The sequence below is a fragment of the Pseudomonas serbica genome, assembly GCF_028823535.1.
GTDB lineage: Bacteria > Pseudomonadota > Gammaproteobacteria > Pseudomonadales > Pseudomonadaceae > Aquipseudomonas > Aquipseudomonas serbica.
The window spans coordinates 86664-112468 of the sequence record NZ_JAQIYM010000018.1; the positions used below are offsets into that span (position 1 = coordinate 86664).

Genomic DNA, 25805 nt, shown 5'->3' on the forward strand with positions numbered 1-25805 from the left:
GGCTTGCTCGCGAAGGCGGTGTGTCAAACAACAAAATGGTCGACGGATACAGCGCTTTCGCGAGCAAGCCCGCTCCCACATTTAGATTTTCTGCAGCCGGATGAAACTGTCCACATCCGACCGGGCAACAACCCTGTCATAACTGCCCAACGTCGCATGCGCCGTCACTATCGGCTGTTCATGCGCCGCCGTGACGATCAACAAATCCGCCCCCGCCGCCTCGGCCGCGAGAATGCCTACCGTCGCATCCTCGAAAACCAGGCAATGGCTGATCTCGACACCCAGCCGTTGCGCGGCCAATCGATAACCGGAAGGGTCGGGTTTGCCGGCACTGACATCTTCAGCCGTGACCATCACAGCCGGCTCGGGTATCCCCGCGGCGGCCATGCGCCGCAACGCCAACTCTCTGGGTGCAGAGGTGACGATGGCCCATTGATGAGCCGGCAAAGAGCGTAGAAATCCCGCCGCGCCAGCCACCTCCTCAACCCCGTCGACATCTTCGATTTCCGCTTGGGTGATCCACGCCGCTTGCGCCTCGGCATCGACGCCGGGCAAGGCCAGGCGATTGATGGTATCGATGGCGCGGGCGCCGTGGATGGTGGGCAGGAAGGTCTCGACATCGACGCCATGGCGAACGGCCCACCCTGCCCAGACTCGCTCGGCGGCGGCTATCGAGGTGAGGATGGTGCCATCCATGTCGAACAGAAAGGCACGGTACGGGACATTGAAAATGGATTCGGGAGCAGGCAAAGGGGCCTTCCTATCTCAAGGGTTAGCGCATTTGCTGCAATGTACACGATCACATGGTGCGGCGGGATTTCAGGGCGCCATCAACACAATCAAGCAATTTCCCAATCGCCCAGGGTTTCTTGATGAACGACACTTGATGCCGAACCCCTGAGCTTTCCGGAGTTTCATAACCGGACATGATCATGAGGGGTTTGCCAGGCCAGCGATCACCGAACAGATTCGCCAGTTCGGCACCGTTGAGAGTGCCCGGCATGGTGATGTCAGTCAGCAACAACGCGACCTCCTGGGCGTGCCCCTGCAGGTACACCCACGCCTCATCCGCACTCGATTGCGCCTGCACCACATAACCTTCCTCCTGAAGAATTTCACAGAGAAATTCCAGGATCAGCGGGTCGTCTTCAACCACCAGAATCAACCCGCCAGGAAGGTGTTCGCCCGCCGTCGATACTCGACTCATGACCTTGCCGCTCCCTGATCGCACCAAATAAATACGCGGGCTTTAAATCCGCTACCTACAGGTATGAGCAACGGTATCGGCGGAAATTCATTTTTGATACTGGCGGTCGACGAAATCGGTCTTTGCGAGGCTTTGTGCTTGGGGGGCAAGACTCCAGCGCCCCCCAAGGAAAGCATTGGCGTTACTGGGACATGGCGTCTTTTTTCATCGCGTCCTTGGACATGGCATCTTTTTTCATGCCGTCCTTGCTCATGGCATCCTTGGCCATCGCGTCTTTTTTCATGCCGTCCTTGCTCATGGCATCCTTGGACATCGCGTCTTTTTTCATGGCGTCTTTCGACATGGCGTCCTTGGACATCGAATCGTTGCTCATGGTGTCAGCCGCAAAAACACTGGCAGCGCCGATGGCCAGGCACATGGACAGAACGACAGTGGTCAACTTTTTCATGATGAAACTCCTTGATGCATGGGGTGTGAACGAGGGGGATTGCCGGATGCTCGTCAGCTGCCGCCGAACCAGTTGTAGCCCTGGTCTTCCCAGTAGCCGCCGCTGTAGGTGTTGCTGACGAAAATCGCCTGGATGTGTTTGGGGTTCTTGTAGCCGAGCTTGGTGGGCATGCGCAGCTTCATCGGGAAGCCGTATTCGCGAGGCAGCACGGCGCCGTCATAGGTCAGGGTCAACAAGGTTTGCGCATGCAGTGCGGTGGCCATGTCGATGCTGGTGTAGTAATCGTCGGCGCATTTGAAGCCGACATATTTGGCGTCGGTGTCGGCGCCAACCCGTTTGAGGAATTCGCTGAAGCGCACGCCACCCCATCGGCCGATCGCGCTCCAGCCTTCAACGCAGATATGCCGGGTGATCTGCTCCGTCTGCGCCATCGCGCGCAGCTCTTCGAGTCGCCAGCTGCGCTTGTCCGCGACCAGGCCGGTGACTTCCAGCCGATAGCCCTCCTCCTCCACCGCCGGCGCCTCGTCGATGCCATAAAAGGCATTGAAGGGAAATGGCCGGGTGATCATCGACGCCGGGTAGGTCGGGGCCATGGCGTTGGGATTGAACAGCCAGCCTTGCACCCGGTCGTTGAAGCGCGACATGGACGACAACGCGGTCTCGACGCTGTCGTTGTCGGTAAGGTTGCAACCGGACAACATGGCCACGCCGCCGAGGGTCAGGCCACGCAGCAGGAACGAGCGACGCGAGCGGTCCTCGATCTGCGGGGCGAGGATTTTCCGGGCGTCAGTGAGGATGGACGACTCGTCCAGCCCGGCCCCTTGAATGCGCTTTTTCATACCCGCTCCTTGCGACCAACGATCATGGCCAACAGTGTTTTTGGCACCAGCGCGACCATCAGCAGGTGCACCGCGACGAACGCCACCAACAGCGCCATGGCGAAGAAATGCACACGCCGCGCACCTTCGTAGCCCCACAGCAATTCACGCAGCAGCGGGAACTGCACTGACTTCCACAACACCAGCCCGGAGAGCACCAGCAGCGTGATATCGACCATCACGAACAGGTACGCCACACGCTGAACCTGGTTGTAGTGACTCAGGTCCGCATGCCCCAACTTGCCGCGCAGCGCTGCCCACAGGTCATGCAGCACGCCTTTGGGCGAGACCGGAAAAAAGCGTCGTTTCAGGCGCCCGCTGAACAGGTTGCAGGCCAGGTAGATGAGACCGTTAACGCCCAGGAACCACATCGCCGCGAAGTGCCATTGCAGGGCGCCGCCGAGCCAGCCGCCGAGGGTGATCGACGTGGGAAAGCTGAATTCGTAGAGCGGCGAGGCGTTGTAGATGCGCCAGCCGCTGGTGACCATCACCAGCACCGCCAGGGCGTTCAGCCAGTGGGTGAGCCGCAGCCAGCGTGGATGGCTGGCCTTGGGTGAAGCAGTCGGCTGCGACATGTCCGGCTCCCGGTTGATGTTCGTTGGAGCCGATTATGGGAGCCGCAAGATCGCCAAATCCTCACGTAAAGTTAAATTAATCGTGATAACTGCCGTCTGATTACACCCAAAAATACTGTGGGAGCGGGCTTGCTCGCGAAAGCGGTGGGTCAGGATATACAGATCTCAACCGACACTCCGCCTTCGCGAGCAAGCCCGCTCCCACACTGTTTGGGTGATCCGCCACAGGTGCAATTATGGTTAAATGCCGCCCCCCAAAGATTGCCGACCCAGACCGATGAACCCTGAAGCCCTCGCCACCCTCAACGAACACCTGCTGACTGCCCTGGCGGCCGCCCCCACCGAAACCCGTCGCCTGTTCCACGGGCGTGGGCGCTGCTGGCCGGGGCTGGAGCAAGTGACCGTCGACTGGTTGCAGGGCGTGGTGCTGGTGGCGCTGTTCAAGGAGCCGGAAGCGGCGCAGCTGGAGGCGTTGAAAGCATTACTGCTGGAAATCGCCGAATCACCAGCATGGACGCAATCCGGCGCCCACACCCTGCTGCTGCAACATCGCTACCTGCTGCAAAGCACCACCGAATGGTTGCTCGGGGAAGAAATCGACGAGCTGACGATCGTCGAAGGCGGCTTGAAGTACCGGGTGGACCTGGGGCGCAAACAGAACACCGGGCTGTTCCTCGACATGCGCTATGGCCGCGATTGGGTGCGGGCCAACGCCCAAGGCAAACGCGTGTTGAACCTGTTCGCCTACACCTGCGGCTTCTCGGTGGCAGCCATCGAAGGCGGCGCAACACACGTAGTCAACCTGGACATGTCGAGCCCGGCCCTGAGCCGAGGCCGCGACAATCACCGGCTCAACGGCCATGACCTGGGCAAGGTGACCTTTCTCGGCCACGACCTGTTCAAGTCCTGGGGCAAGGTGATCGGCAAGGGCCCTTACGACCTGGTGATCATCGACCCGCCGTCGTTCCAGAAAGGCAGCTTCCTGCTGACCAAGGACTACCAGCGGGTACTGCGTCGCCTGCCGGAACTGCTCGCCCCCCAGGGCACGGTGCTGGCCTGCATGAACGACCCGGCTTTCGGTGCGGACTTCCTCATCGATGGCGTCACCCGCGAAGCACCGGGCCTGCAGTTTGAGCAGCGGCTGGACAATCCACCGGAGTTTCCCGATGCCGATGTCGAGTGCGGGTTGAAGGCGTTGGTGTTCACCCTGGGGGATTGAGCACCAACGCAAACAACTCACCATGCCCATTCACATTGAGCTTGTGATAGAGATTGCGCCGGTGCACCTTCACCGTCTCCGGGGAAATGCCCAGCTGTTGGGCGATGGCCTTGCTGGAGAAGCCCTGGAGAATCAGGCGCGCGGTTTCGATTTCGCGCACTGACAGGCGTGCGTCGAAGCGATCCAGCAAGGTCGCCAGATCCCCGGCTACCGCTTCGGCGACCGGGCCTTCTGGCGGAAGCAATTGCAGGTGCCGACGCATCGCCGCCAGCACCCAGTCGCGCACGCACAGCAAGCGGCCCTGTTCTTCCAGGGTGAAGCGGGTCGAGCGGCCCAGGGACAGACCGAGGACGGCGCCGTCGAGGTTGAGCATGAACTGCAATTCGTCGCCACCCACCACCGTGCGGAAGTAGCTCAGGTAGTACTCGCTCTGCTGGAACTGATCGGGCGCCACCGATTCCAGGCTGTGCAAGCCATCGGCGATGCCGGCACAGACGGCCAGGTAAAACGGGTCGAGCAGGTACATGCCGGCGCTGTAGTCGGCCAGATCTTCAGGCTCGTCGCCGCGGCCCCTGGCGTCGAAATCGATCAGCAAGCGCGGCACCCTCCCCGGTCGCATCACCGCGACCAAGGCGTTGTCCAGCGGCACCAGCAGGCGCAGGGTGTCGACCAGTGCACGCCAGAACCCGTCCTGGCCCAATACGCCAAATACCCGCGCCAGCCCCTGGTGCAGCGGCAACTCTTTCAACAACGCGTCCACGCACTACCCCTTTCGAGTAACCCATGATGGGAATGGGTAACGGCCACCCCGGTCGATACGCTGCAAACTCCTGATTATCACCGGCCTGCAGCAGGCCAGGAGTGCCGCATCATGAGTGGTCACCGCTCGTATTTCAATCTGGGGCTTGGCGCCTGTCTGGCGGTGTCGCTGGCAGCGGTAGCTGCCGATGGCCCGACCGTGCACGTGTACAACTGGTATGACTACATCGGTCCGGACACCCTGCATGACTTCAAGCGTGACACTGGTATCCAGCCGGTCTACGACACTTTCGACAGCGCCGAAGTGCTCGAAGGCAAGTTGCTGACCAGCGGCAGCGGCTACGACGTGGTGGTGGCCAGCAACTTCAGTTTGCCAACCCTGATCAAGGCGGGCGCTCTCGCCCCGCTGCCCCACGCGCAGATGCCGGACTTCAAGAACATGGACACCGATCTGTTGGCCAAACTGGCCAACAACGATCCGGGCAACCAGTACGCCGTGCCGTACCTGTGGGGCACCAACGGCATCGGCTACAACATCGACAAGGTACGCGCCGTACTGGGCGACAAGGCACCGGTGGACTCCTGGGACCTGGTGTTCAAGGAAGAGAACCTGGCCAAGCTCGGCCAATGCGGCGTGGCGATGCTCGACTCGCCGTCGGAAATGCTGCCGGTCGCCCTGCACTACCTGGGCTTGCCGCCTAACAGTACCCATCCCGAGGACTACAAGAAGGCCGAAGCGCTCCTGCTGAAGCTGCGTCCGCATATTGCCTACTTCAACTCGTCGAAGTTCATCAGCGACCTGTCCAACGGCAACATCTGCGTTGCCGTCGGTTGGTCCGGCGCGATGCTCGAAGCCAAAACCACCGCCGAGCAGGCCGGCAATGGCGTGAAGATCGCCTACAGCCTGCCCAAGGAAGGCGCGCCGGTGTGGTTCGACACGCTGGTATTGCTCAAGGACGCCCCGCACCCCGAGCAAGGCCTGGCGTTCATCGACTACCTGATGCGCGCCGAGGTCATTGCCCCGGTCAGCAATCACCTCAACTACCCCAACGGCAATCGCAACGCGACAGCGCTGGTGGCCGAGGCGACACGGACCAATCCTGCGGTTTACCCGTCGGCCGAGGCCCTGGCCACCCTGTTCACCTTGCAGCCACTGCCGCCTGCGACCGAACGGGTGCGTACGCGGATCTGGAGCAAGGTCAAGAACGGCCAGTAAGTCCACCTCTACCCCCTGTGGGAGCGGGCTTGCCCGCTCCCACAGGTTCAGCGTCCACTTTTTTCCAGCTGAATTTGAAGATGAGAGAAACCATGAAACCACGTGCCCGCGACCTCAACATCCAGTTCGGCCACCTGCAACCCGGCCCCCTCAACGCCATCACCGATGTACCCGGCGTGCGCGTCGGCCACAGCAATGTGCGCGGTCGCACCGCCAAGGGTCGCGACATACTCACCGGCGTCACCGTGATCGAGCCGCGTGCCGGTTCCACCAGCCAGCAGCCGTGCTTCGCCGGCGTCCATGTGCTCAACGGCAATGGCGATGCCACGGGCCTGGAGTGGGTTCGCGAGGCGGGCCTGTTGACCAGCCCGATCGCCTTCACCAACACCCACAGCCTGGGCGTGGTGCGCGACGCCTTGATCGTGCTCGACCGTGAACAGCAACCGGATGACGGACGGCTCTACTGGAACATGCCGGTGGTGCTGGAGACCTTCGATGGCTTGCTCAATGACATCAACGGCTTTCACGTCAAGGTCGAGCATGTGGCCGAAGCCATGCATTCGGCGGTCGGCGGCCCGGTAGCTGAAGGCAATGTCGGCGGTGGCAGCGGCATGATCTGCCACGAATTCAAAGGCGGTATCGGCACCGCGTCGCGACGCTTGAGCAGTGACCAGGGCGGCTGGACCGTTGGCGCAATCGTCCAGGCCAACCACGGCATTCGCAATGAGTTGCGCGTCGATGGCTACCCGGTCGGGCGCTACATGGAGCAGGTCGACTCACCGTTTCTCAAGGCGTCGCTACCACATCCGGGCATGGGCTCGATCGTCGTCTGCCTGGCCACCGATGCGCCGTTGCTGCCGCACCAATGCACGCGCCTGGCCCAGCGCGCCAGCCTCGGCCTGGCCCGCACCGGCGGCGGCAATGAAGACCACAGCGGCGACATCTTCATCGCGTTCGCCACCGGCAATCAGCACGTACCACCGGCGGCGTACGAGAGCAAAAAAGCGCCGACCTGCGACAACCTGAGCATGGTCAACAACGATCACATCAGCGAATTGTTCCTGGCGGCCACCGAAGCCGTTGAAGAAGCCATCATCAACGCCCTGCTCGCCGCCGAAACGACCGAAGGTAACGGCCACGCGGTGCCGGGCCTGGATGCCGAAACCCTGCTCAAGGCCCTGAATCAGGCCGGTTGGCCGGGGGAGCGCAATCGCCGAAGCTGACAGTTGTGGGGGGATTCGACTAGCGGTACTTGAGGCGCAACCCCCATCTTCCTACGATGGAGTTGCGCAGCCGCTTGCTTGTCCAAGCCGTTGCGCAGGTGGTGAGTGCACTGAACCCCTATCAAGCTCACCGCCTGCTTCATGCGCATCTTGAGCCTCAATGGCTCCACTTCTCCCCATCAAAGAGCTTTGAGGCTCTTTTTTAACTGCGCGAAACACAGACCTGAAAAAACCCGGCACTTGGCCGTAATGCTGTTCACTTTAGGTTGGAGGGCTCCAGGTGCATATTTGGATCAGGTGTATATCCATTCCTGCGGTAACGGCCACCTAGGGTTTCGCTCTTACAGCGAGTCACTTGGAAAAACGGAACCGTTTATGACGAAAAGACTTACTTGCTGGCTTTAACGCGGCGCGGATCAACGTTGGTAGAGGCGCCGATGGAAGCACTCACAAGTTGACGGACAGGCTCAGGGCGTGAGGGGACAAGAAAATCAAAAGCCTCGCTTTGGCTTTAGATTTGGGCGCCCCGTTAAACCACGATGGCCGAACGCAGGCATTGCGTAGTGGGTAAACCGGCAGGACGCCGGTTTAGCCGCGCTGGGCCAGGGATGGCCCATCGCGGCGACCCACGGAGCAATGCCGGAGAGAGGGCATGCCGAGCCACAGCGAGGCACCGAGTGGTGGGGCAAAGCCTTTTGGTTCCTTTTCGGCGTTTGGAAAAGGGACTCGCTGTAAGAGCGAAACCCTAAGTGGCCGTTACCGCAGCAATGGATATCCCCCCAATCCAGTTCTTAACAACCCCATGCTTAAGTGAACAGCATTACGACACTTGACCGGGCATTGTGCATTCCAAACCCACCGGATCGTCTTTATCCCAATCGCTCGCGAACGAATTCGCTGGCCTTGCGCGTCAATTGGTCCAGATGCCGGTCACGCTGCTTTTCCGCATCGAGCATCGCCCGCTTGCCGTGCTTTTGCAGCAGGTAGGTATGAATCTGCCGCACCTCCAGCGAGCTGTAGATCGGCGCCACATCCAGCAGCGCCATCAAGCCGTCGCTGCCGTGGTCGCGGGTGTTCATCAGCACTTGCGTACTGCGCGCACCGACCACCTGAAAACCCATCGACTCGAAATACGGCACCTTGGCCACGGCGCAGGCCAGCTCGGCATGCGGGTAGCGGCCGACCATCTCGCGCAGCATCCGGCGCGCAATGCCTTGGCGCCGATGCCCGCCATCCACGGCCATGTAGGCCACACTGCAGGCGTCGGGATCGTCCTTGACCGGCAGGTACAGCAGGAAACCGACGACCTTGTCCGGATCGTCCAGATCGGTGGCAACGATCAACTCCACCGCCATCCCTTTCGCCCCGTTCAAAGCCTCCAGATACAGGTGCACCTCGTAGCCGATCGCGTACTGGTAGACGTTGTACAGCAGGTTACTGGGCGGGATGGCGACCATGCTGATGTCGGTCAGGTTGTCGACCACCAGCTGCAGGATCTGACTGTTGACCGACTCCGGGCACGGGGTTTTGTAGTGGGTGATCTGGGGCATTGCGGGGACTGACTCCGGGGAATGGGGCGCGGCTGCCTATCATACCGCGCCGGAGCCTGCCTTGATCGATTCATGAGCCACACACATGAGTCTATAGCCGAAATCCGCATGAACATTTCCCTTGGCACCGGGGTCAGTCAATGGATGAGGGCTGTTATCGCCAATCAACCATAGGAAGCGCACCGATGCTCGACGTGATGACGATTTCCCGACGAGAACTGCTGATCGTGGGCGTGGTGACAGCAGCGGCCGTGATCCTGCCACCGTTCATATCTGCGCAGGCAGCGGCCGCCAACACCGCGCTGCCGGTCAAGAGCAAAGTGTCGATCTGGGTCAACGGCACACAGCAGGCCATGGAGCTCGACACTCGCACCACCCTGCTCGACCTGCTGCGCGAACACCTGCAGCTCACCGGCACCAAAAAGGGTTGCGACCACGGCCAGTGCGGCGCCTGCACGGTGATCGTCGACGGCCGGCGGATCAATTCCTGCCTGACCCTGGCGGTGATGCACGAAGGCTCGAAGGTCACCACCATTGAAGGGCTCGGCACGCCGGACAAGCTGCATCCGATGCAGGCGGCATTCATCAAGCATGACGGCTATCAGTGCGGTTATTGCACGCCGGGGCAAATCTGCTCGGCAGTCGCGGTGCTGGGGGAAATCCGCGACGGCATTCCCAGTCACGTAAGCCCGAGCCTAACCGAACCACCCAGGCTGATCGCCAGCGAACTCCAGGAACGCATGAGCGGCAACATCTGCCGCTGCGGTGCGTACTCCAACATCATCGAAGCGATCACCGAAGTCGCGGAGGCCAACGCATGAGGCCCTTTACCTATCTACGCGCCAAGTCGCCGGCCGAGGCCGCCTCGCTCGCCGCCCAGGTCGATGGCTCGCGCTTCATCGCTGGCGGCACCAACCTGCTGGACCTGATGAAGCTGGACATCGAGACGCCGACGCAACTGATCGACGTCAACGACCTGGCCCTGGACCGAATCGAAGCCACACCCGAAGGCGGCTTGAGAATCGGCGCCCTGGTGCGCAACACCGACCTCGCCGCAGACCCGCGCATCCGCAAGGACTACGGCGTGCTTTCCCGCGCCCTCCTCGCCGGTGCCTCCGGCCAGTTGCGCAACAGGGCGACGACCGCCGGCAACCTGCTGCAACGCACGCGCTGCCCGTACTTCTATGACACCCATCAAGCCTGCAACAAGCGCCAGCCTGGCAGTGGTTGCGCGGCCATCGGCGGCTTCAGTCGGCAATTGGGCATTATCGGGGTCAGCAATGCCTGCATCGCCACTCATCCCAGCGACATGGCCGTGGCCATGCGTGTGCTCGATGCCCAGGTCGAGACGGTTCGACCCGACGGCAGCACGCGCGCGATCGCCATCGCCGACCTGCATCGCTTGCCCGGCAATACGCCGAACATCGAAACCACCCTGGCCGCGCACGAGCTGATCACCGCCGTGACCTTGCCGGCGCCGCTTGGCGGCACGCACCTCTACCAGAAAGTCCGTGATCGTGCCTCCTACGCATTTGCGCTGGTCTCGGTGGCCGCGGTGATCCAGCCGGACGGCACCGGCCGCATTGCGCTGGGCGGTGTCGCGCACAAACCGTGGCGCGTGGAAAGCGCTGAAGCAGCCATGGCCAAAGGCGCCAAAGCGTTCAGCGAACAGCTGCTGGACGGCGCCACACCCACCCCTGAAAACACCTTCAAACTGACCCTGGTCGAGCGCACGCTGGCTTCGGTGATGGCACACGCGAGGGCCCAGGCATGAAATTCGAAACCCCGGCCACCACCAACCCCATCGACCAAGGCAAGGTCATCGGCCAGCCCACCACGCGCATCGAAGGCCCTCTGAAAACCACCGGGCAGGCGCCCTACGCCTATGAACACCACGACGCCGTGCCGAACCAGGCCTATGGCGTGGTGGTCGGCTCGGCCATTGCCAAGGGACGCATCGCCTCGATGAACCTGCAAGCCGCTCAATCGGCACCGGGGGTAATCGCCATCGTCACCGCCGCCAATGCCGGCAAGCTCGGCAAAGGCAAATACAACACCGCGCGTCTGCTCGGCGGGCCGGAGATCCAGCACTACCACCAGGCCGTGGCCCTGGTGGTCGCGCAAACCTTTGAACAGGCGCGCGCCGCCGCGGAACGGGTGGACATCACGTACTCAACCACCGAAGGCGCTTTCGACCTCGGCAGCTCCCGCGACTCGGCGGTAGAACCCAAGGATCAGATGGAGGACACCCTGCACGGAGATTTTGCAGCGGCATTCGCGGCGGCCCCGGTGCAACTCGACGCCACCTACACCACGCCCGACCAGGCCCACGCCATGATGGAGCCCATGGCCTCGCTGGCCGCCTGGGACGGCGACCACCTGACCCTGTGGACCTCCAACCAGATGATCGATTGGTCGGTCACCGACCTGGCCACCACCCTCGGCATACCCAAAAAGAACGTGCGCCTGATCTCGCCGTACATCGGCGGTGGCTTCGGCGGCAAACTGTTCATCCGCGCCGACGCGCTCCTTGCCGCCCTGGGCGCACGCATGGCTGGAAGGCCGGTAAAAGTGGCGCTGGCCCGGCCGCTGATCTTCAACAACTGCACCCATCGCCCGGCGACCATCCAACGCATCCGCATTGGCGCCGGCAGCGACGGCAAGATCACCGCGATGGCCCACGAAGGGTGGTCCGGCGACTTGCCCGGCGGCAAAGTGGAACTCGCCGCGCAACCGAGCAAATTGCTGTACGCCGGGGAAAACCGTCGGGTGACCATGCGCCTGTCGACGCTCGACTTGCCGGAAGGCAACGCCATGCGCGCTCCGGGCGAAACCCCGGGCATGATGGCGCTGGAAATTGCCATGGATGAAATGGCGGAGAAGCTGAAGCTCGACCCCATCGAGTTTCGGATCATCAATGACACCCAGGTCGACCCGACGAAACCGGATCGACCATTTTCCCAGCGCCATCTGGTCGAATGCCTGCGCACCGGGGCCGATCGATTTGGCTGGAGCCAGCGCCCTGCGCAACCGGGCACCCAGCGCGATGGCCGATGGCTGATCGGCATGGGCGTCGCCGCAGCCTTTCGCAATAATCTGCTGGTGAAGTCCGGCGCCCGCGTTCGCCTGAATGATCAGGGCACCGTGACCGTGGAAACCGACATGACTGACATCGGCACCGGCAGCTATACGATCATCGCGCAGACGGCGGCGGAAATGCTCGGCGTCAGCCTCGACCAGGTGGTGGTGCGCTTGGGCGATTCGAGCTTTCCAGTCTCGTCTGGCTCAGGTGGCCAGTTCGGCGGCAACTGCTCGACCGCGGGGGTGTATGCCGCCTGCGTCAAACTTCGCCAAGCCGTTGCGCAACGCCTCGGTGTGAACGCCGAAGAGGCTGAGTTCGTGGGTGGCGAGGTACGCGCTGGCGGCAAGAGCAGGCCGTTGCGCAATGCGGCGCAAAGCGGCGAGATCGTCGCCGAGGACAGCATCGAATTCGGTGAACTGGGCAAGAAATACCAGCAATCGACCTTCGGCGCGCACTTTGTCGAAGTCGCGGTCGACAGCGCTACCGGGGAAACCCGCGTGCGCCGGATGCTGGCGGTGTGCGCAGCCGGGCGCATTCTCAACCCGACTTCGGCGCGCAGCCAAGTCATTGGCGCGATGACCATGGGCGTCGGCGCGGCACTGATGGAGGACCTGGTGGTGGACAAACGCCTGGGCTTTTTCGTCAATCATGACCTGGCCGGCTACGAGGTGCCGGTGCATGCCGACATCCCTCACCAGGAGGTGATCTTCCTCGATGAAACCGACCCGGTTTCCTCGCCGATGAAAGCCAAGGGCGTTGGCGAGCTGGGAATTTGCGGCGTCAGTGCAGCCATCGCCAACGCGGTGTACAACGCCACCGGGATTCGGGTGCGCGAATACCCGATCACCCTGGACAAGATGCTCGATAAATTGCCGCCGATGATTTAATCGCAGTTGGTAAGTCAGTTGACGGTTGTGCTGGCGATGGCGTCCGTCGCGACGGCACTGAATTACCAGTCGTACGTCATCTCCACCGAAGCCACCCGCTCCTGCCATCAACCGATCTTGTTCAACGGCACATAAGTGCCATTCAGATGGACGTCCACATGATTTTTCGGGCGATAATTCGCCACCGTGATCACCCGTTGCTGCACGGTGTCATCGATGCATTCCTGGCCGAACGACGTCTTGCCGATCGTGCGGAAATAACGTGCATTCAACAACCGATAAGTGCCACCGAGGAAGTCCTGGTAGGAGTCGGTGATCGCCGGCAGATCGCTCGGCAGCCGCGGGATTTTTTTTGAATTGAGCTCCAGTCCGCACTCCATCGCCTTGTTCGCCATCCAGCGCAACGGGATGTCCGACAGCGAGTTGTCGGCGTAGCCGCCACCCACATTGGCATGCGCGCCACAGAACCAGACCTGCTCCATCACCTGATTGGGCTTGGCGATCGGGTCCCACAGTGTGCATTCGTAATTGGCCCGGTGTTCGTCGATGGCGACGGCATGGAAGGCGTTGCGCACAATCCCGCTGAGTTCGGTGTCGTGAAACTCATAGTACTTGTGGTTGAACCACTCAGCCGATTTGAACGGCACCCCCAAGGCGCCGACCGTGTCCCAGACGCCGAGGAAATGGATCTGGATTTCCCGGGAGTAACTCTGGCGAAAGAACTTGGCGTTTTCCGTATCCGCGCTCGAATCGCGGGTGCGGTACAGGGTGTAGGCCTCATCGATGCGGTCGATGTGCTTTTTCGTCAGCAGCCCGACGTTGCGGATCAACCCCACCAGACTACGCGCGGAGTAAGCCCCGCGACTGAAGCCGAAAATGAACACCTGGTCGCCCTCCTCGTACTGCTTGGCCAGGGCGATATAGCCATCCTTTATTTTCTTCGACAACCCCACCCCAAATGCCCCGCCCTCGAGTTTGTCGTACCAGTCGGTGCCCACGCCGGCGACATAGATCTTCTTCTGCAGCGTGCCGTCTTTCTGGCTGGGGAGGATCGCGTCATGCAGCTTGACCACGTTGGTGCTGGCGTCGCCGTCGATCTCAGGCTTCTGATCAGGCAGGTTCCAGGTGCCGTCGAAGGCGACGATGATTTTCTTTGGCATATTCATCTCCTGTCTATTCACAAACCCTGCACGCTCGCTAGCGCTGTGGCGCGACCATGCGGAACTGGATATTGATTTCGTTGGAAACGACACTGTCGGCCCACTCCCCCTCACCAATCCTGAAGTCGTTGCGGTTGAGCGTCAGCTCGCCCACGAAGATCCCGATACCGTCCTCGGCCTTGAGCAGAACCGGCACATCCACGCCCCGTGTCAGGCCTCGCAGCGTGAGGTTGCCGCTGATCAAGTAGCGGTCGTTGGCGAGATCCTTGACGCGAGTCGATTCGAATGTCGCCTGCGGATAGCTGGCGGTGTCGAACCAGGCGGGCTTTTGCAGCTCGGTATTGGCGTCGTCACTACCGGCATCGATGCTGGCCAGATCGATGGTCAAGCTGGCGTGGGCCGCCTCGGGGTGGGCGGTATCGAAATCAAGGTCGCCGGCGAACTTGCTGAAAGTGCCATAGACCCGCGACCCCGTCTGGTTGTAGGTGAAACTGATGGTGCTGGCATTGAGATTCACGTCCGCGTATTCAACGGCACCAGCCTGAGCAGAAACACCCAACGCAAGCATGGCAAACAGGGTTGAAAAACGCAGCAATCGAGAGTTCATGGAACACTCCGGGCCCGGGCGCCCTCATGGGAAAGTGTCGAACGCACGCAAGCCAGTGACAGGAGGACTAAAGCAAAGATCGGCCGGTTATGCCACTGGCCGCGCGGATTTGCGACCACCCGCGCCTACGCTGCCCACGCCCGCTGCAACAACTCGATGACCTCGGCATCCGACGTCTGGGAAAAATCCATGTACCAATGTCCGATCGAGGTGAACCACTCAGGACACAGCGGACACACCAACTCATCCACTTCCCTGCGCAACGCCTCGGCCGTTTCCACCGGTGCCACCGGCACCGCCACCACGATCCGCGCGGGTTCCTGCGCACGTACCGCCTGCACCGCCGCCAGCATCGAGGCCCCTGTCGCCAAGCCATCGTCGATCAGAATCACCACCTGATCCCTGAGCTGCACCGGCGCCCGCGCGCCCCGATAGACCTGCTCACGTCGCAACAGCTCCCGGGTTTCCCGGGCAACCACGGCCTCGAACGCCGCTTTGTCAATGGGGTGGGCCCGCAGTGCCTGCTCATTGCGAATTTCGATTCCGCCACTGGCAATCGCGCCCATGGCGTACTCCGGATGGGACGGTACACCCAGCTTGCGCACCAGCAGCAGGTCCAGGCGCACGCCGAGCGCCGTGGCCACTTCATAGGCCACCGGCACGCCGCCCCGGGGCAAGGCCAACACGATTACATCGGCGCGATGGGCATACGGGAGCAGCGATTCCACCAGGCGTCGCCCGGCGGCAGTGCGGTCTTGCAGGATGGTTTGTGATGAGTGATTCATTGGAAAACCTCCCCAGGCGATCAACGCCTGACGGTTCGCATCACATCATCAATTGTCGGTTCGACGGAGGCTGTCAGCAAGCCCCAAAACAAGGCCCCCCGATCCATTCTGGGCTGATCCTGGCGCTCCCCCCTACACCAACCGCTCAATCTTCTGATGCTGCCACACCAGCTTGTAATACAGCGTCTGCAACGCCAGCATCCCCAGATACGCCACCGGAAACGCCATCCACACGCCTTGCAACCCAAACCGCGCATCCAACACGTACGCCACCGGCAACTGCACGCCCACCACGCACACAATCGAGATCGCCACCGGCACCATCACCGTGCCGCTGGCGCGCATGATGCCGCCGATGATCGCCTGGAAGCCGAACACCAACAGGCTCCAGAGCATGATGTGCAACAGGTGCTCGGCCATGCTGCGCGTCGCGTCCTCGGTGAGGAACGAGCCCAGCAACCAGTGCGACAGCAGGTACCCCAGCACCACCAGGCCACCGGTCAGGCACACGTTGATCATCAACCCCGTGCGCAGGATCGGCCCGATACGCTCGACACGCCCTGCCCCGATCGCCTGCGCCCCGAGGATCGACGCCGTGATCGCAATCGACAGCGCCGGGAATTGCACATAGTTGACGATCTGCGTCACCGCACCGTACGCCGCCGTCGCTTGGGAACCGTGCTGATTCACCAGTGCCAAAATCACCAGCTCCGACAGCGACAACACCACCATCTGCAGGCCGGTGGGCAAGCCGATGCGCAACACCTTGCCGAGGATCGCCATGTCCAGCTTCATCGCCGCGAAAAACTCCCGGTCCGGCGCCAGCGGATGGCCCTTGCGAATCAAGCGCCACGCCAGCCAACCCATCGCCGCCAGATTGCCCGCCAAACCGGCAAACGCCGCACTCTGAATCCCCATCGGCGGCAACCCCAACCAGCCGCGAATCAACGCCGGCGTCAGCGCCAGGCCGATACAGGTCGACACCACCAGCGCCAACAACGGCGACAACGTATCGCTCACCCCGCGCAACAACTGAGTGAACAACACGAACACCAACAGCGTCGGCATGAACCACAACATCACATGCGCGTACGCCACCGCATCGTCCAGCACATCCCCCGGTGTCCCCAACCCCACCAAGGAAGACCGCGCAAACACACTCCCCACCACCGCTGCCACCAGCCCGATCAACAACCCCAACAACAAGGTCGACCCAGCGATGGCCTTCACCAAATGCGTCTCCCGCGCTCCCCAGGCCTGGCCGATCAACACCCCCGCCCCCGCGCCCAGGCCGATCACCAGGGCGATGAAGAAGAATACGATGGGGAACATGCCCGACACCGCCGCCAGCGCCTGGGTGCCGAGCATCTGGCCGATGTAGATGCTGTTTACGGTGCCGGACATGGACTGGAGGAAATTGGACAGGACCATGGGGGCGAGGAAAAGCAGGTAGGTTTTCCAAAGGGCGCGCTGCGGTTGGGCTGGGGTTTGCATGGGGGTAGAGGTCCATCTCGACGGCGTGAGGGCTCAAAGAGGATAGCTTCGGCGAGTTACGGGCCAGGGGCAATGATGATTTCGGCGCTGTGTTTAATTTCCCGGCGATGTTAGGTGAAAGGTTCCGCTGCGCGACGGTTGCGATTTGATGGACGTGATTGGCCGGCGCATGCGGGCCCAGGCTGCGGAGTCAATGTGTCATTCGACTTTGCGGCCAGTACGCTGTTGTCGTGCGAACCGTTGCGGTTTGCGAACAGTTACTTGGGAAACAACAGCGTATACGCCACCCGAAACCCCCAGCCCTGCGCGCCATCTTTCGGGCTGTCAGCCCAATAGCGCGGCCCCACTTGCAGGCTCATGGGTTGATGCCCCACCTTGAACAACTGGGTGACGAACAGGTTGATGGGCACCGACCATTCGCGGGTCTGCCAGTCGTAGGTGGACTCGGTGTTGATGCCGAAGGTCGTATAGGTATGGGTGGTGTAGCTGAAGAAGGGTTGCAGGAAAGTCTGGTTGATCTTGTCTTTGTCGTCAGGCGGGCTGTTGTCCAGCGACCAGATGTGATTGGCCAGGATGCCGCGGGTCCAGCCGTTACTTTGCTTGAGGGCCACCACGGTAGGTCCAGCCCCCCATTGTTCACCACTCAAGAGCTCATCACTGCCGGTTGGCACAAGGATTACCGGCCCTGCCCCCCAGATCCAGCCGCTCGCGGTTGGATGCTTGGGTGAAAAAAAGAAACTCTGGGTAACATCACCGACCCCGGATTTGTCCGCCTCGCCCCCGGGTACCAGACCGTGTTGATCGATAACCGGCAGGATGGTTCGGGATATGAGATTCCACTCGTCATTGAGGGTAAAGGGCAGCACCGGCTGGATATTGGTGACGCTTTGGTAGCCCTCGCCACTGGGGCCGAGTTTCTGGTTCCAGTTGTACTGGATGGGCACGCTGTAGAGCGCCGCTACCGGATTCAATGATTGTTTGGCCAGCTCGGCCTGGCTGTCGGCAGTTCGACCGATGCTGGGCCAAAGAATCGCCAGGGCTATGACGGGCATAAGGTGAAAGATTTTGCTCATCAGTAGCTCCTTCTCGATATCGAGGGTGCCCTACCACTGCGGTTGAACCGCCTCGATACTCGGCGGCCCCGAAGAGCTTAGTTCAGGTTTTCTTGACGCCTCGGGTAATTACGCCCGAATGCCCACCCGACCCATTGAGCGTTTCACCTGGTGACACCGATTCCAACCCTGGGCGAGAAGGCTCGCAAAATTGCATGATTTGGCCCTGAACGATCAGGTCATATGATCTCTACCCTTCACCCGAAACGCCAGAACATCGCCTTCCAGCCGCGTACTAAAGCCTGTCGCCCTTCCAATCTCTCTTGCCCAACCTAGCCGAACAGGGTACAAAACGACAGAGTTGTACGACAACATAATAAAACCGCTCACACCATGCCCGAGTGGGCCAATCACCCTTCGAGATCTGCCATGCCCCGCCCTACATTTGCGCAAACCGTACCGCCGCCCTTCCCCCGCCATCTCGCCGTAATCATTCTTTTGTGCATGGGTTGCGCGTTCGCCGGTAACCATGTGGCGGCACGGGTCGCCTTTGATGATGGCGCGGGTGTGTTGCTGGCGATTTTGTTGCGTTCTGGCGGGACCTTACTGGTGCTGGCAAGCCTGGTACTGTGGCAAAGACAAAGTCTGCGTCTGCCGGCCGGTGCATGGCGCTGGCAATTACTGTTGGGCCTTCTGATTACCGCGCAGAGCCTGTGTCTGTACTCCGCCGTCGCTCGCGTCCCGGTGGCGCTGGCGCTGTTGGTGGCCAACGTGTTTCCCATCCTGCTGGCGTTGCTCACTTGGGCGATGGGTGGCCCGAGACCGACCGCGCGCACCGCTACGTTGATGGGTTTGATTCTGGTGGGGCTGGTGTTTGTGCTGGATGTCCCCGGGCGCCTTTCGACCACGACCAGCGTCAGCCCGCAATGGCTGCTGGGCGTCGCGCTCGCGTTCTGCGCCGCCAGCGTGTTCGCCTGCGCGCTATGGATCACCGACCACAAGTTGTCTCAGGTACGTGGTTCGGTGCGCAGTCTGTTGACCATTTTCATCGTCTTCAGCAGCGTCAATCTGGCGGGACTGACTGGCGCCCTGCCAGGCGGACTAAACCTGCCCGCAACCTCGACCGGATGGCTGGCGCTGGCCACCTTGGTTGTGCTGTACGGCACCGGTTTTATCGTGCTGTTCATTTCGGTGCCTCGCCTGGACATGCCACGCAATGCGCCGGTCATGAACATCGAGCCGTTGGCGACGTTGCTGATGGGCTGGATTGTGCTGGATCAAATGCTCAGTGCGGGGCAGATCCTGGGTGGGGTGATTGTGGTCACCGGCATCGTTTTGCTGACGTATCGCAAATCAGCTATCAAGGCTGGCGCCAAAGCTGTGGTGTGAGAAAAACTGGTTTCATTATTCACGGGGGGCAGCGTCGGCAACAGGCCCGCTGTGAAAGCTTCTGGCACCTTGCGCACACAGTGTCACTGGATGCGCAAGGTAGCCTCAGACTGAAACAGGGCAGCACCCGGCCCTGATGAATTACTGCTGGGTGCCGGGCAGCAGTTCAAAGGTAGGTGTAAACGGGGTCATGGCGGCCATCAACCGTTCGAAGGGCTTGTGGTCGCCTTCGAAGGTGGCTTTACCTGCCGCGACCAGTTGAGCGAAGTTGGTTTTCCTTGCCATCACGCTTTCAAGATCCGAGCGGTTGAGCGTGATGGTCAGGTCAGCCTTTTTCGCTTGCTGCCCCTTGATGGTGGTCAGCGTTGAATTGCTCAACTCAACCACAAACTGCTCACCGTTGTCGGGTGTCTTGAGATTCAGGACCAGGTGTTGGTCCGCGACCTTGCTGCCGTCCAGTGCGATGCCAAGGTATTCCAGCCACAACTCGGTGCTCATGGCGCGGATCATGTCCGGCCCGGTGGGTTTTGGCGGCACTCCCTTGGGCATGCCATGGCGCAATTCATTCGCTGCGGTGAGAAAGCTGTTGCGCACGCCCGCACTTTCCTTCTGATAGCCAACCTGCTCGTAGACGTCTGCAAGCAGATCCTTGGCCTGGGTGTTCTGGGGTTCGGCGTACACCAGTTTATTGAGAATTTCATAGGCTTCGCGGTATTTGCCCTGATCGAACAAGGATTTGCCCTTTGTCATGATCTTGTCCGCGCCCCCCATCATGTCCACGTACAACGGTGCAGAATCTTTCGGCGACAACGGCATCAGTGTCGCCGGGTTGGCATCCCAGTAACCCAGGTAGCGGTTGATCACGGCACGGCTGTTGTGCTCTTCGGAGCCGTGATAGCTATGGGTCGCCCAGTTGTTTTTCAGGCTTTCGGGCAACTTGTAGACGTTATGAATCTCGTTGATGGTGACGCCCTGGTTGGCGGCGTGCAGTACGGCGTTGTTCAGGTTGGCATAGGCATCGCGTTGCGCGCGCATGACGTCTTGAATTCGCTCATTGCCCCAGCGCGGCCAACTGTGGGCGGCGAACATGACATCGGCCTGTTGTCCGTAGCGATACAAGGCGTTGTTGATGTTCTTCGACCAGACCAGCGGATCTCGGACCAGGGCTCCGCGCAAGGTGTAGATATTATGGATGGTGCCGACGATGTTTTCGGCTGCCCAGAAGGCCTTGAATTGCGGGAACCAAGTGTTCATCTCCGCGGGGGCTTCAGTGCCGGGAGTACTTTGGAACTCCATTTCCACGCCGTCGATGGTCAGGCTTTCGAAATCTTTCGCGATGTAGCGATTGGGTTCGATCAGCCCCATGTTGCCAATGGAGGCATTTTTTCCGATGGCCATGTCGACATGGCCATAGGGGCTGTGCGGCAACATCACGCCGTATTGGAAGAAGGCGCGGCGGGTCATGGCGTTGCCGGCATAGACGTTTTCAGCCACGGCGTGCTCCATGAAACCGGTTGGTGCTATGAGCGGGACCTTGCCGCTGCGCACATCGGCTTCATCGACCAGACCGCGGACACCACCGAAATGGTCGGCATGGGAGTGAGAGATCACTATCGCCACGACCGGGCGCTTGCCAAGTTTTTCATTGATGAAATCCAGGGCAGCCTTGGCGGTTTCCTTCGACATCAGGGTGTCGAACACGATCCAGCCCGTATCGCCCTTGATGAAGGTGATGTTGGCCAGGTCAAACCCACGCACTTGGTAAATCTTTTCCGGAACGACCTCATACAGACCGAAGGCCATGTTGAGCACTGCCTGGCGCTGCAAGGAAGGATTGATGCTGTCAAAGTCCTTGCCACCGAGCAGGAAGTCATAGCTGCCCATGTTCCAGGCGACATTCCCGGCATCGGCCATGATCTTGTTGTAGGACGGTGCAGCGATGAAGCCTTTCCTGGCTTCTTCAAAGTCGCGTTGGTCTGTGAACGGAAGTGACTGGCGTACAGCATTCTGCGCTTCGATGGTGTAGGACGAAGGCGCTTTGCCCTTGCTGTCGAAGTGCGCGTGTTGTGTCGCGGCCGGATCAGTACTTGCGCCGTTTGCATCGGCAGCAAAGAGGATGGGGCTGATGCCGCTCCCAAGCGTGATTGCCAGTGCCAGATGAAGGGTCTTGTTGTGCATTAAGGGTTCCTGCGCTAAAGGGGGTGACATGAGCGTCAATGCGCAAACGTGCGCTCGATTGTATTTATTGGGTACGCGTCAACTTGACCCGCCAGGCCATGAATAGCATATTCACTTCATTCCGAAAAATTCCGTTTCAACCACTTCCGATAACATTAAGGTTATGACATGACGCCGCGTCGCTTACGTCAGTTTCTGGCGTTGATTGAACATGCCCACTTTGGTCGAGCGGCCAAAGCGCTGGGGGTTTCCCAGCCGGCGCTGAGCAAAAGCATCCAGTTGCTGGAGAGTGAACTGGGGGTCACGCTGTTTGATCGCCGCACGGATGGCGTCGTACTGACGGCGTTTGGTCAGTTGCTGCGGGAAAAAAGCCGACGCCTGTTGGTGGCCGAGGAGGATCTGCGGCGCGACATCGCCTTACTGGCGGGAGGCGATATCGGCGCGCTGAAAGTTGCCTTGGGTCCCTATCCGAGTGTCACCAGCGGATACGCCAGCATCGCGCGTTTGCATGCACGGCATCCGCAGATCAAGGTCACTGCCCATGTCGCCGGCTGGCGCGAAGTCGCCCATCAGGTCGCCACCGGCGCAGTCGACTTGGGGATCGCCGAAATCAGCACCTTGCAAGGCCGGCAAGAGTTCACCTGTGAATTGTTGGGTGAGCATGTGGGCCGCCTGTTTTGTCGCCCGGGCCATCCGCTGCTATCGCAAAAACGTCCACCCACCTTGGCGCAAACACTCGATTACCCCTGGGTGGCCTCGCGCATTCCGTTGCGACTGGCGACCCATTTGCTTCCGGCAACATTGGGCTGTGCCGGCGCCTACGATCCCTTGACGGGTGATTTTGTACCGGCGATCGAAATAGACGTGCCCATGCAAATCGTCAGATTCGTCGAGCACAGTAACGCCCTGGCAGTAGGGAATTTATCGACTTTTGAGCGAGAGTTCCTCGCTGGCGAAGTCGTACCATTACCCCTCCATGACCTGCCCCTGCGCACCCGCTATGGTTTTATCTATCTGAAAGAGCGCTCACTGCCGCCCGCAGTGGAGGTTTACATGAATGAGGTGCGGGTTGTAGAGGAGGAAATTTGTCAGCGTGAAATTGTGCTGGCCGAAATGACAAGCGCAGCAAAAAAGAATCAAGGTTAGTGGTTCGCCTGCCGAAATCTCATGCACTTTGGCGATTGCGCGGGATATTCAAGAACGCAACGCCGCGTGACTGAGCTATACCCAAGACTCCCCCCACCGCACTTCTTCCACTCTTGGAGGTTGGCAATGAAACTCCGTCCCCTGCTGTCAGCGCTATTGATCACCGCATCGCTCTTCGGTTGCTCCAGTTCATCACACCACCAGTCAATGAATCTTCCTTTGCCAGCGACCCAGAAAAATCCTGGTCATACCGCCACGACCACATTGACCGGCGAAGGCAATCAAACCAATTTTGATTTCTACATAACTGGCGTTCCAAACGGAACCATCTTGCCGCCGCGCATCTACACCTTCATCAACAAAGGCAGTTGTCAGCAACCTGGGCCAGCCGCGTTCGCAATGAACGATAAGGTCAACACTGAACCCAATGCAGGAACCGGTGGATGGACCTTTTACAGAAGCGCGCCGATACCCCTGCCAGACCTGCTTTCCGGCAAGTACTCGGTTGTTGTGCGTACTTCACCCGAGGACGGCAACGCCGATATTTTCTGCGGCGATGTTGTACACGCGACTCGATGAATCGCCTGTAGTCATTTGAGTCGACCCATTCTAAGTGGCGATTGTATTTTCCCTATACATGGTGATGTTGATCCAGTTTGTAATCCTGGCGTTACATCAGCCACTAAAACACTGCAATCGCCCGCTCATTTGAAAAAAACCGCACTAGACTCCTTCCTGCGCCTTAATCCGTGCACGGTCATGCAACAAGGGGGAAATGATTCTGTACGCAGTACCTAGGCTGATTACTCGGTGGTCAATGCACCAAGGGTCAACATTGATGTGCACTCATCACCCGGTTCCCACATGAAACAACGAGGAATCCTGGATGGAACAGCTATCGGATCGTTTCAAATTCTCTCTGGTGTTTGCCACTCTTTTGTCCTTGACCGGATTTGCCCACGCAGCCCAGACGGAAAAGACCAACATTCTGTTTATCGTCTCCGACGATACCGGCTATGGCGACCTGGGCCCCTATGGCGGTGGGGTCGGTCGAGGCATGCCGACGCCCAGCATCGATCAGTTGGCGGCAGAAGGGGTCACTTTTTACTCTTTTTATGCCCAGCCAAGCTGCACACCGGGTCGGGCGGCCATGCAGACCGGGCGTATTCCCAATCGTAGCGGTATGACCACCGTGGCCTTCCAGGGCCAGGGCGGTGGCTTGCCAGCCGCCGAGTGGACATTGGCATCGGTGTTGAAAACCGGCGGCTACGACACCTACTTCACCGGCAAGTGGCACTTGGGCGAAGCCGATTATGCGCTGCCCAATGCCCAGGGTTACGACGTGATGAAGTACGTCGGCCTGTACCACCTCAACGCCTACACCTACGCAGACCCCACCTGGTTCCCGGACATGGATCCGCAAACCCGCGAGATGTTCCAGAGGGTCACCAAGGGCGCATTGTCCGGCAAGGCGGGGGAAAAACCGGTCGAAGAATTCAAGGTCAACGGCCAGTACGTGGACACCCCTGTCGTAGACGGCAAACCCGGCGTGGTCGGCATTCCGTTCTTTGACAACTACGTGGAAAAAGCCGCCCTGGAGTTTCTCGACACCGCAGCCAAATCGGACAAGCCGTTCTTCATCAACGTCAACTTCATGAAAGTGCACCAGCCCAACATGCCGGCACCGGAGTTCGTTCACAAGTCCATGTCCAAGTCCAAGTACGCCGACTCTGTCGTCGAACTCGATACCCACATCGGCCGCATCATGGACAAGCTCAAGGCGCTGGGCCTGGATAAGAACACCTTGGTGGTCTACACCACGGACAACGGGGCCTGGCAGGATGTTTATCCCGACGCCGGCTACACCCCGTTCCGCGGCACCAAGGGCACGGTGCGTGAAGGCGGCAACCGGGTACCGGCCATTGCCGTCTGGCCAGACAAGATCAAGCCCGACACCAAAAACCACGAAATGCTTGGTGGCCTGGACTTGATGGCGACGTTCGCTTCTGTCGCTGGCGTGAAGTTGCCGGAAAAAGATCGCGAAGGTCAGCCCATCATCTTCGACAGTTACGACATGACCCCGGTACTCACCGGCAGTGGCCCTTCTCCGCGCAAGGAGTGGTTCTACTTCACCGAGAACGAACTGTCACCGGGGGCAGCCCGTGTCGGCAACTACAAGGCCGTGTTCAACCTGCGCGGTGACGATGGCGCGCAAACCGGCGGCTTGGCGGTGGACACCAACCTGGGGTGGAAAGGCGCAGAAAAATACGTGGCCACCGTGCCCCAGGTCTTTGACTTGTGGCAAGACCCGCAAGAGCGCTATGACCTGTTCATGAACAACTTCACCGAGCGCACCTGGACGATGGTGCCGATCACGGGCGCAATCATCAAGTTGATGAAAACCTACGTCGATTACCCACCGCGCAAACTGCAAAGCATGGGTTATGACGGGCCGATCGAGCTGTCGCAGTACCAGAAATTCCAGTACGTGCGTGACACCCTGAAAAAAGAAGGGATCAACCTGCCGATGCCAGCGGGTAACTGAGCAGACCGGCGAAACATGGCGGCCTCATCAGGGGTCGCCACTTCGCGAGCAGCGGGTAATGGAGCGATGGAAAATGACAGCTAAGCTTCCTCTGGAGTAAGCCCTTCACTCCAGCCTCGGGGGGAGCCAATGAAACGCTTCGTCATGCTCATCACCATCACTTTGCTGACCACTGCTTGCCAGTCGGATGATTACGGCATCACCAAACTTGATAATTGTGTCTGCTATAAAACACCCGAGGGACAACACATACAACTCTCGCAAGTGGCATCAATAGATCCCGACACGTTGCAGGAAAATTTCTCACATTGCGTTTGCCGAGCCTTGATTGACCTGAAGAAGGTCGATGATCCGGGTAAGTTCTTCGTGCCAGGAACCGAAATTAAAACTCAAATCAAATAAGGG

At 60.2% G+C, this 25805-nt stretch carries 24 protein-coding genes; 11 read left to right on the forward strand and 13 right to left on the reverse strand.

Annotated elements, in window-relative coordinates; genetic code table 11:
* Positions 1–81 precede the first annotated feature (81 nt).
* The 5 genes from NQL71_RS25910 to NQL71_RS25930 form a co-directional block, all read right to left on the reverse strand.
* Positions 82–750, reverse strand: a complete 669-nt coding sequence (locus tag NQL71_RS25910; protein ID WP_274643567.1) for an HAD-IA family hydrolase — start codon at positions 748–750, stop codon at positions 82–84.
* 49 nt (positions 751–799) lie between these two features.
* Positions 800–1207 carry a response regulator gene (locus NQL71_RS25915; protein WP_077186039.1) on the reverse strand — a complete coding sequence of 136 codons (408 nt, stop codon included), beginning with the start codon at positions 1205–1207 and terminating at the stop codon, positions 800–802.
* 181 nt (positions 1208–1388) lie between these two features.
* Positions 1389–1655 (reverse strand): pentapeptide MXKDX repeat protein, encoded by a 267-nt coding sequence (locus NQL71_RS25920; RefSeq protein ID WP_046817611.1) that lies wholly within the window; start codon positions 1653–1655, stop codon positions 1389–1391.
* Between the two features lie 53 nt (positions 1656–1708).
* Positions 1709–2494 (reverse strand): molybdopterin-dependent oxidoreductase, encoded by a 786-nt coding sequence (locus NQL71_RS25925; RefSeq protein WP_077186038.1) that lies wholly within the window; start codon positions 2492–2494, stop codon positions 1709–1711.
* Positions 2491–3108: a cytochrome b/b6 domain-containing protein gene (locus NQL71_RS25930; protein WP_248687357.1), complete on the reverse strand. Its 618-nt coding sequence runs from the start codon at positions 3106–3108 to the stop codon at positions 2491–2493. Before NQL71_RS25930 ends, NQL71_RS25925 begins: the two co-directional genes overlap by 4 nt.
* A 277-nt stretch (positions 3109–3385) precedes the next feature.
* Here NQL71_RS25930 and NQL71_RS25935 point away from each other — a divergent pair, with 277 nt between their 5' ends.
* On the forward strand, positions 3386–4327 hold the full coding sequence (locus tag NQL71_RS25935) for a class I SAM-dependent methyltransferase (protein ID WP_274643568.1): 942 nt from the start codon (positions 3386–3388) through the stop codon (positions 4325–4327).
* On the opposite strand, the gene NQL71_RS25940 is transcribed toward NQL71_RS25935, so the two are convergent.
* Positions 4311–5087 (reverse strand): helix-turn-helix transcriptional regulator, encoded by a 777-nt coding sequence (locus tag NQL71_RS25940; protein WP_274643569.1) that lies wholly within the window; start codon positions 5085–5087, stop codon positions 4311–4313. The genes NQL71_RS25935 and NQL71_RS25940 overlap by 17 nt on opposite strands.
* Before the next feature lie 111 nt (positions 5088–5198).
* Here NQL71_RS25940 and NQL71_RS25945 point away from each other — a divergent pair, with 111 nt between their 5' ends.
* Both NQL71_RS25945 and NQL71_RS25950 read left to right on the forward strand, forming a co-directional pair.
* A complete protein-coding gene (locus tag NQL71_RS25945) occupies positions 5199–6302 on the forward strand; it encodes a polyamine ABC transporter substrate-binding protein (RefSeq protein WP_046817616.1) in 1104 nt (367 codons plus the stop codon).
* 92 nt (positions 6303–6394) lie between these two features.
* Positions 6395–7525, forward strand: coding sequence for a DmpA family aminopeptidase (locus tag NQL71_RS25950; RefSeq protein ID WP_274643570.1), 1131 nt, complete (start codon positions 6395–6397; stop codon positions 7523–7525).
* A gap of 869 nt (positions 7526–8394) precedes the next feature.
* Here the strand turns inward: NQL71_RS25950 and NQL71_RS25955 are convergent.
* Positions 8395–9075, reverse strand: coding sequence for a GNAT family N-acetyltransferase (locus NQL71_RS25955; protein WP_046817618.1), 681 nt, complete (start codon positions 9073–9075; stop codon positions 8395–8397).
* Between the two features lie 197 nt (positions 9076–9272).
* Here NQL71_RS25955 and paoA point away from each other — a divergent pair, with 197 nt between their 5' ends.
* Genes paoA through paoC form a run of 3 tightly spaced genes read left to right on the forward strand, consistent with a single transcriptional unit; the run spans position 9273 to position 13044 of the window.
* Positions 9273–9896 carry an aldehyde dehydrogenase iron-sulfur subunit PaoA gene (paoA, locus tag NQL71_RS25960; RefSeq protein WP_046817639.1) on the forward strand — a complete coding sequence of 208 codons (624 nt, stop codon included), beginning with the start codon at positions 9273–9275 and terminating at the stop codon, positions 9894–9896.
* The gene (locus tag NQL71_RS25965) at positions 9893–10849 is read left to right on the forward strand and encodes an FAD binding domain-containing protein (RefSeq protein WP_046817619.1); all 957 of its coding nucleotides are present in this window, start codon (positions 9893–9895) and stop codon (positions 10847–10849) included. Before paoA ends, NQL71_RS25965 begins: the two co-directional genes overlap by 4 nt.
* Positions 10846–13044, forward strand: a complete 2199-nt coding sequence (paoC, locus tag NQL71_RS25970; RefSeq protein ID WP_274643571.1) for an aldehyde oxidoreductase molybdenum-binding subunit PaoC — start codon at positions 10846–10848, stop codon at positions 13042–13044. The genes NQL71_RS25965 and paoC overlap by 4 nt, the downstream gene beginning before the upstream one ends.
* 107 nt (positions 13045–13151) lie before the next feature.
* Here paoC and NQL71_RS25975 read toward each other — a convergent pair whose 3' ends face one another.
* The 5 genes from NQL71_RS25975 to NQL71_RS25995 form a co-directional block, all read right to left on the reverse strand.
* On the reverse strand, positions 13152–14204 hold the full coding sequence (locus NQL71_RS25975; protein WP_274643572.1) for a T6SS phospholipase effector Tle1-like catalytic domain-containing protein: 1053 nt from the start codon (positions 14202–14204) through the stop codon (positions 13152–13154).
* A 37-nt stretch (positions 14205–14241) separates the two neighbouring features.
* A complete protein-coding gene (locus NQL71_RS25980; RefSeq protein ID WP_046817622.1) occupies positions 14242–14811 on the reverse strand; it encodes a YceI family protein in 570 nt (189 codons plus the stop codon).
* A 125-nt stretch (positions 14812–14936) separates the two neighbouring features.
* Complete coding sequence (locus tag NQL71_RS25985) at positions 14937–15596, reverse strand: phosphoribosyltransferase (protein WP_046817623.1); 660 nt, start codon at positions 15594–15596, stop codon at positions 14937–14939.
* 132 nt (positions 15597–15728) lie between these two features.
* Positions 15729–17090, reverse strand: coding sequence for an MATE family efflux transporter (locus tag NQL71_RS25990; protein ID WP_274643573.1), 1362 nt, complete (start codon positions 17088–17090; stop codon positions 15729–15731).
* 257 nt (positions 17091–17347) lie between these two features.
* Positions 17348–18163: a transporter gene (locus NQL71_RS25995; protein WP_274643574.1), complete on the reverse strand. Its 816-nt coding sequence runs from the start codon at positions 18161–18163 to the stop codon at positions 17348–17350.
* A 408-nt stretch (positions 18164–18571) separates the two neighbouring features.
* On the opposite strand from NQL71_RS25995, the gene NQL71_RS26000 reads away from it, so the two are divergent.
* Complete coding sequence (locus tag NQL71_RS26000) at positions 18572–19531, forward strand: EamA family transporter (protein ID WP_274643575.1); 960 nt, start codon at positions 18572–18574, stop codon at positions 19529–19531.
* Positions 19532–19672: 141 nt separating this feature from the next.
* Here the strand turns inward: NQL71_RS26000 and NQL71_RS26005 are convergent, their stop codons facing one another.
* Complete coding sequence (locus NQL71_RS26005; RefSeq protein ID WP_274643576.1) at positions 19673–21709, reverse strand: alkyl/aryl-sulfatase; 2037 nt, start codon at positions 21707–21709, stop codon at positions 19673–19675.
* A gap of 168 nt (positions 21710–21877) precedes the next feature.
* On the opposite strand from NQL71_RS26005, the gene NQL71_RS26010 reads away from it, so the two are divergent.
* The 4 genes from NQL71_RS26010 (at position 21878) to NQL71_RS26025 (ending at position 25802) form a co-directional block, all read left to right on the forward strand.
* Positions 21878–22855, forward strand: coding sequence for a LysR family transcriptional regulator (locus NQL71_RS26010; RefSeq protein WP_046817628.1), 978 nt, complete (start codon positions 21878–21880; stop codon positions 22853–22855).
* A gap of 126 nt (positions 22856–22981) precedes the next feature.
* On the forward strand, positions 22982–23434 hold the full coding sequence (locus tag NQL71_RS26015; protein ID WP_274643577.1) for a hypothetical protein: 453 nt from the start codon (positions 22982–22984) through the stop codon (positions 23432–23434).
* A 307-nt stretch (positions 23435–23741) separates the two neighbouring features.
* The gene (locus NQL71_RS26020) at positions 23742–25400 is read left to right on the forward strand and encodes an arylsulfatase (protein ID WP_046817629.1); all 1659 of its coding nucleotides are present in this window, start codon (positions 23742–23744) and stop codon (positions 25398–25400) included.
* Positions 25401–25529: 129 nt separating this feature from the next.
* Positions 25530–25802 carry a hypothetical protein gene (locus tag NQL71_RS26025; RefSeq protein ID WP_046817630.1) on the forward strand — a complete coding sequence of 91 codons (273 nt, stop codon included), beginning with the start codon at positions 25530–25532 and terminating at the stop codon, positions 25800–25802.
* The last annotated feature ends 3 nt before the right edge of the window (positions 25803–25805 follow it).

What these genes read in the sequence shown, in the direction of transcription:
- NQL71_RS25915 (WP_077186039.1), bottom strand. Translation starts at nt 1,207, where the DNA reads ATGAGTCGAGTATCGACGGCGGGCGAACACCTTCCTGGCGGGTTGATT.
- NQL71_RS25920 (WP_046817611.1), bottom strand. Translation starts at nt 1,655, where the DNA reads ATGAAAAAGTTGACCACTGTCGTTCTGTCCATGTGCCTGGCCATCGGC.
- NQL71_RS25925 (WP_077186038.1), bottom strand. Translation starts at nt 2,494, where the DNA reads ATGAAAAAGCGCATTCAAGGGGCCGGGCTGGACGAGTCGTCCATCCTC.
- NQL71_RS25930 (WP_248687357.1), bottom strand. Translation starts at nt 3,108, where the DNA reads ATGTCGCAGCCGACTGCTTCACCCAAGGCCAGCCATCCACGCTGGCTG.
- NQL71_RS25935 (WP_274643568.1), top strand. Translation starts at nt 3,386, where the DNA reads ATGAACCCTGAAGCCCTCGCCACCCTCAACGAACACCTGCTGACTGCC.
- NQL71_RS25945 (WP_046817616.1), top strand. Translation starts at nt 5,199, where the DNA reads ATGAGTGGTCACCGCTCGTATTTCAATCTGGGGCTTGGCGCCTGTCTG.
- NQL71_RS25950 (WP_274643570.1), top strand. Translation starts at nt 6,395, where the DNA reads ATGAAACCACGTGCCCGCGACCTCAACATCCAGTTCGGCCACCTGCAA.
- NQL71_RS25955 (WP_046817618.1), bottom strand. Translation starts at nt 9,075, where the DNA reads ATGCCCCAGATCACCCACTACAAAACCCCGTGCCCGGAGTCGGTCAAC.
- paoA (WP_046817639.1), top strand. Translation starts at nt 9,273, where the DNA reads ATGACGATTTCCCGACGAGAACTGCTGATCGTGGGCGTGGTGACAGCA.
- NQL71_RS25965 (WP_046817619.1), top strand. Translation starts at nt 9,893, where the DNA reads ATGAGGCCCTTTACCTATCTACGCGCCAAGTCGCCGGCCGAGGCCGCC.
- paoC (WP_274643571.1), top strand. Translation starts at nt 10,846, where the DNA reads ATGAAATTCGAAACCCCGGCCACCACCAACCCCATCGACCAAGGCAAG.
- NQL71_RS25975 (WP_274643572.1), bottom strand. Translation starts at nt 14,204, where the DNA reads ATGCCAAAGAAAATCATCGTCGCCTTCGACGGCACCTGGAACCTGCCT.
- NQL71_RS25980 (WP_046817622.1), bottom strand. Translation starts at nt 14,811, where the DNA reads ATGAACTCTCGATTGCTGCGTTTTTCAACCCTGTTTGCCATGCTTGCG.
- NQL71_RS25985 (WP_046817623.1), bottom strand. Translation starts at nt 15,596, where the DNA reads ATGAATCACTCATCACAAACCATCCTGCAAGACCGCACTGCCGCCGGG.
- NQL71_RS25990 (WP_274643573.1), bottom strand. Translation starts at nt 17,090, where the DNA reads ATGCAAACCCCAGCCCAACCGCAGCGCGCCCTTTGGAAAACCTACCTG.
- NQL71_RS25995 (WP_274643574.1), bottom strand. Translation starts at nt 18,163, where the DNA reads ATGAGCAAAATCTTTCACCTTATGCCCGTCATAGCCCTGGCGATTCTT.
- NQL71_RS26000 (WP_274643575.1), top strand. Translation starts at nt 18,572, where the DNA reads ATGCCCCGCCCTACATTTGCGCAAACCGTACCGCCGCCCTTCCCCCGC.
- NQL71_RS26005 (WP_274643576.1), bottom strand. Translation starts at nt 21,709, where the DNA reads ATGCACAACAAGACCCTTCATCTGGCACTGGCAATCACGCTTGGGAGC.
- NQL71_RS26010 (WP_046817628.1), top strand. Translation starts at nt 21,878, where the DNA reads ATGACGCCGCGTCGCTTACGTCAGTTTCTGGCGTTGATTGAACATGCC.
- NQL71_RS26015 (WP_274643577.1), top strand. Translation starts at nt 22,982, where the DNA reads ATGAAACTCCGTCCCCTGCTGTCAGCGCTATTGATCACCGCATCGCTC.
- NQL71_RS26020 (WP_046817629.1), top strand. Translation starts at nt 23,742, where the DNA reads ATGGAACAGCTATCGGATCGTTTCAAATTCTCTCTGGTGTTTGCCACT.
- NQL71_RS26025 (WP_046817630.1), top strand. Translation starts at nt 25,530, where the DNA reads ATGAAACGCTTCGTCATGCTCATCACCATCACTTTGCTGACCACTGCT.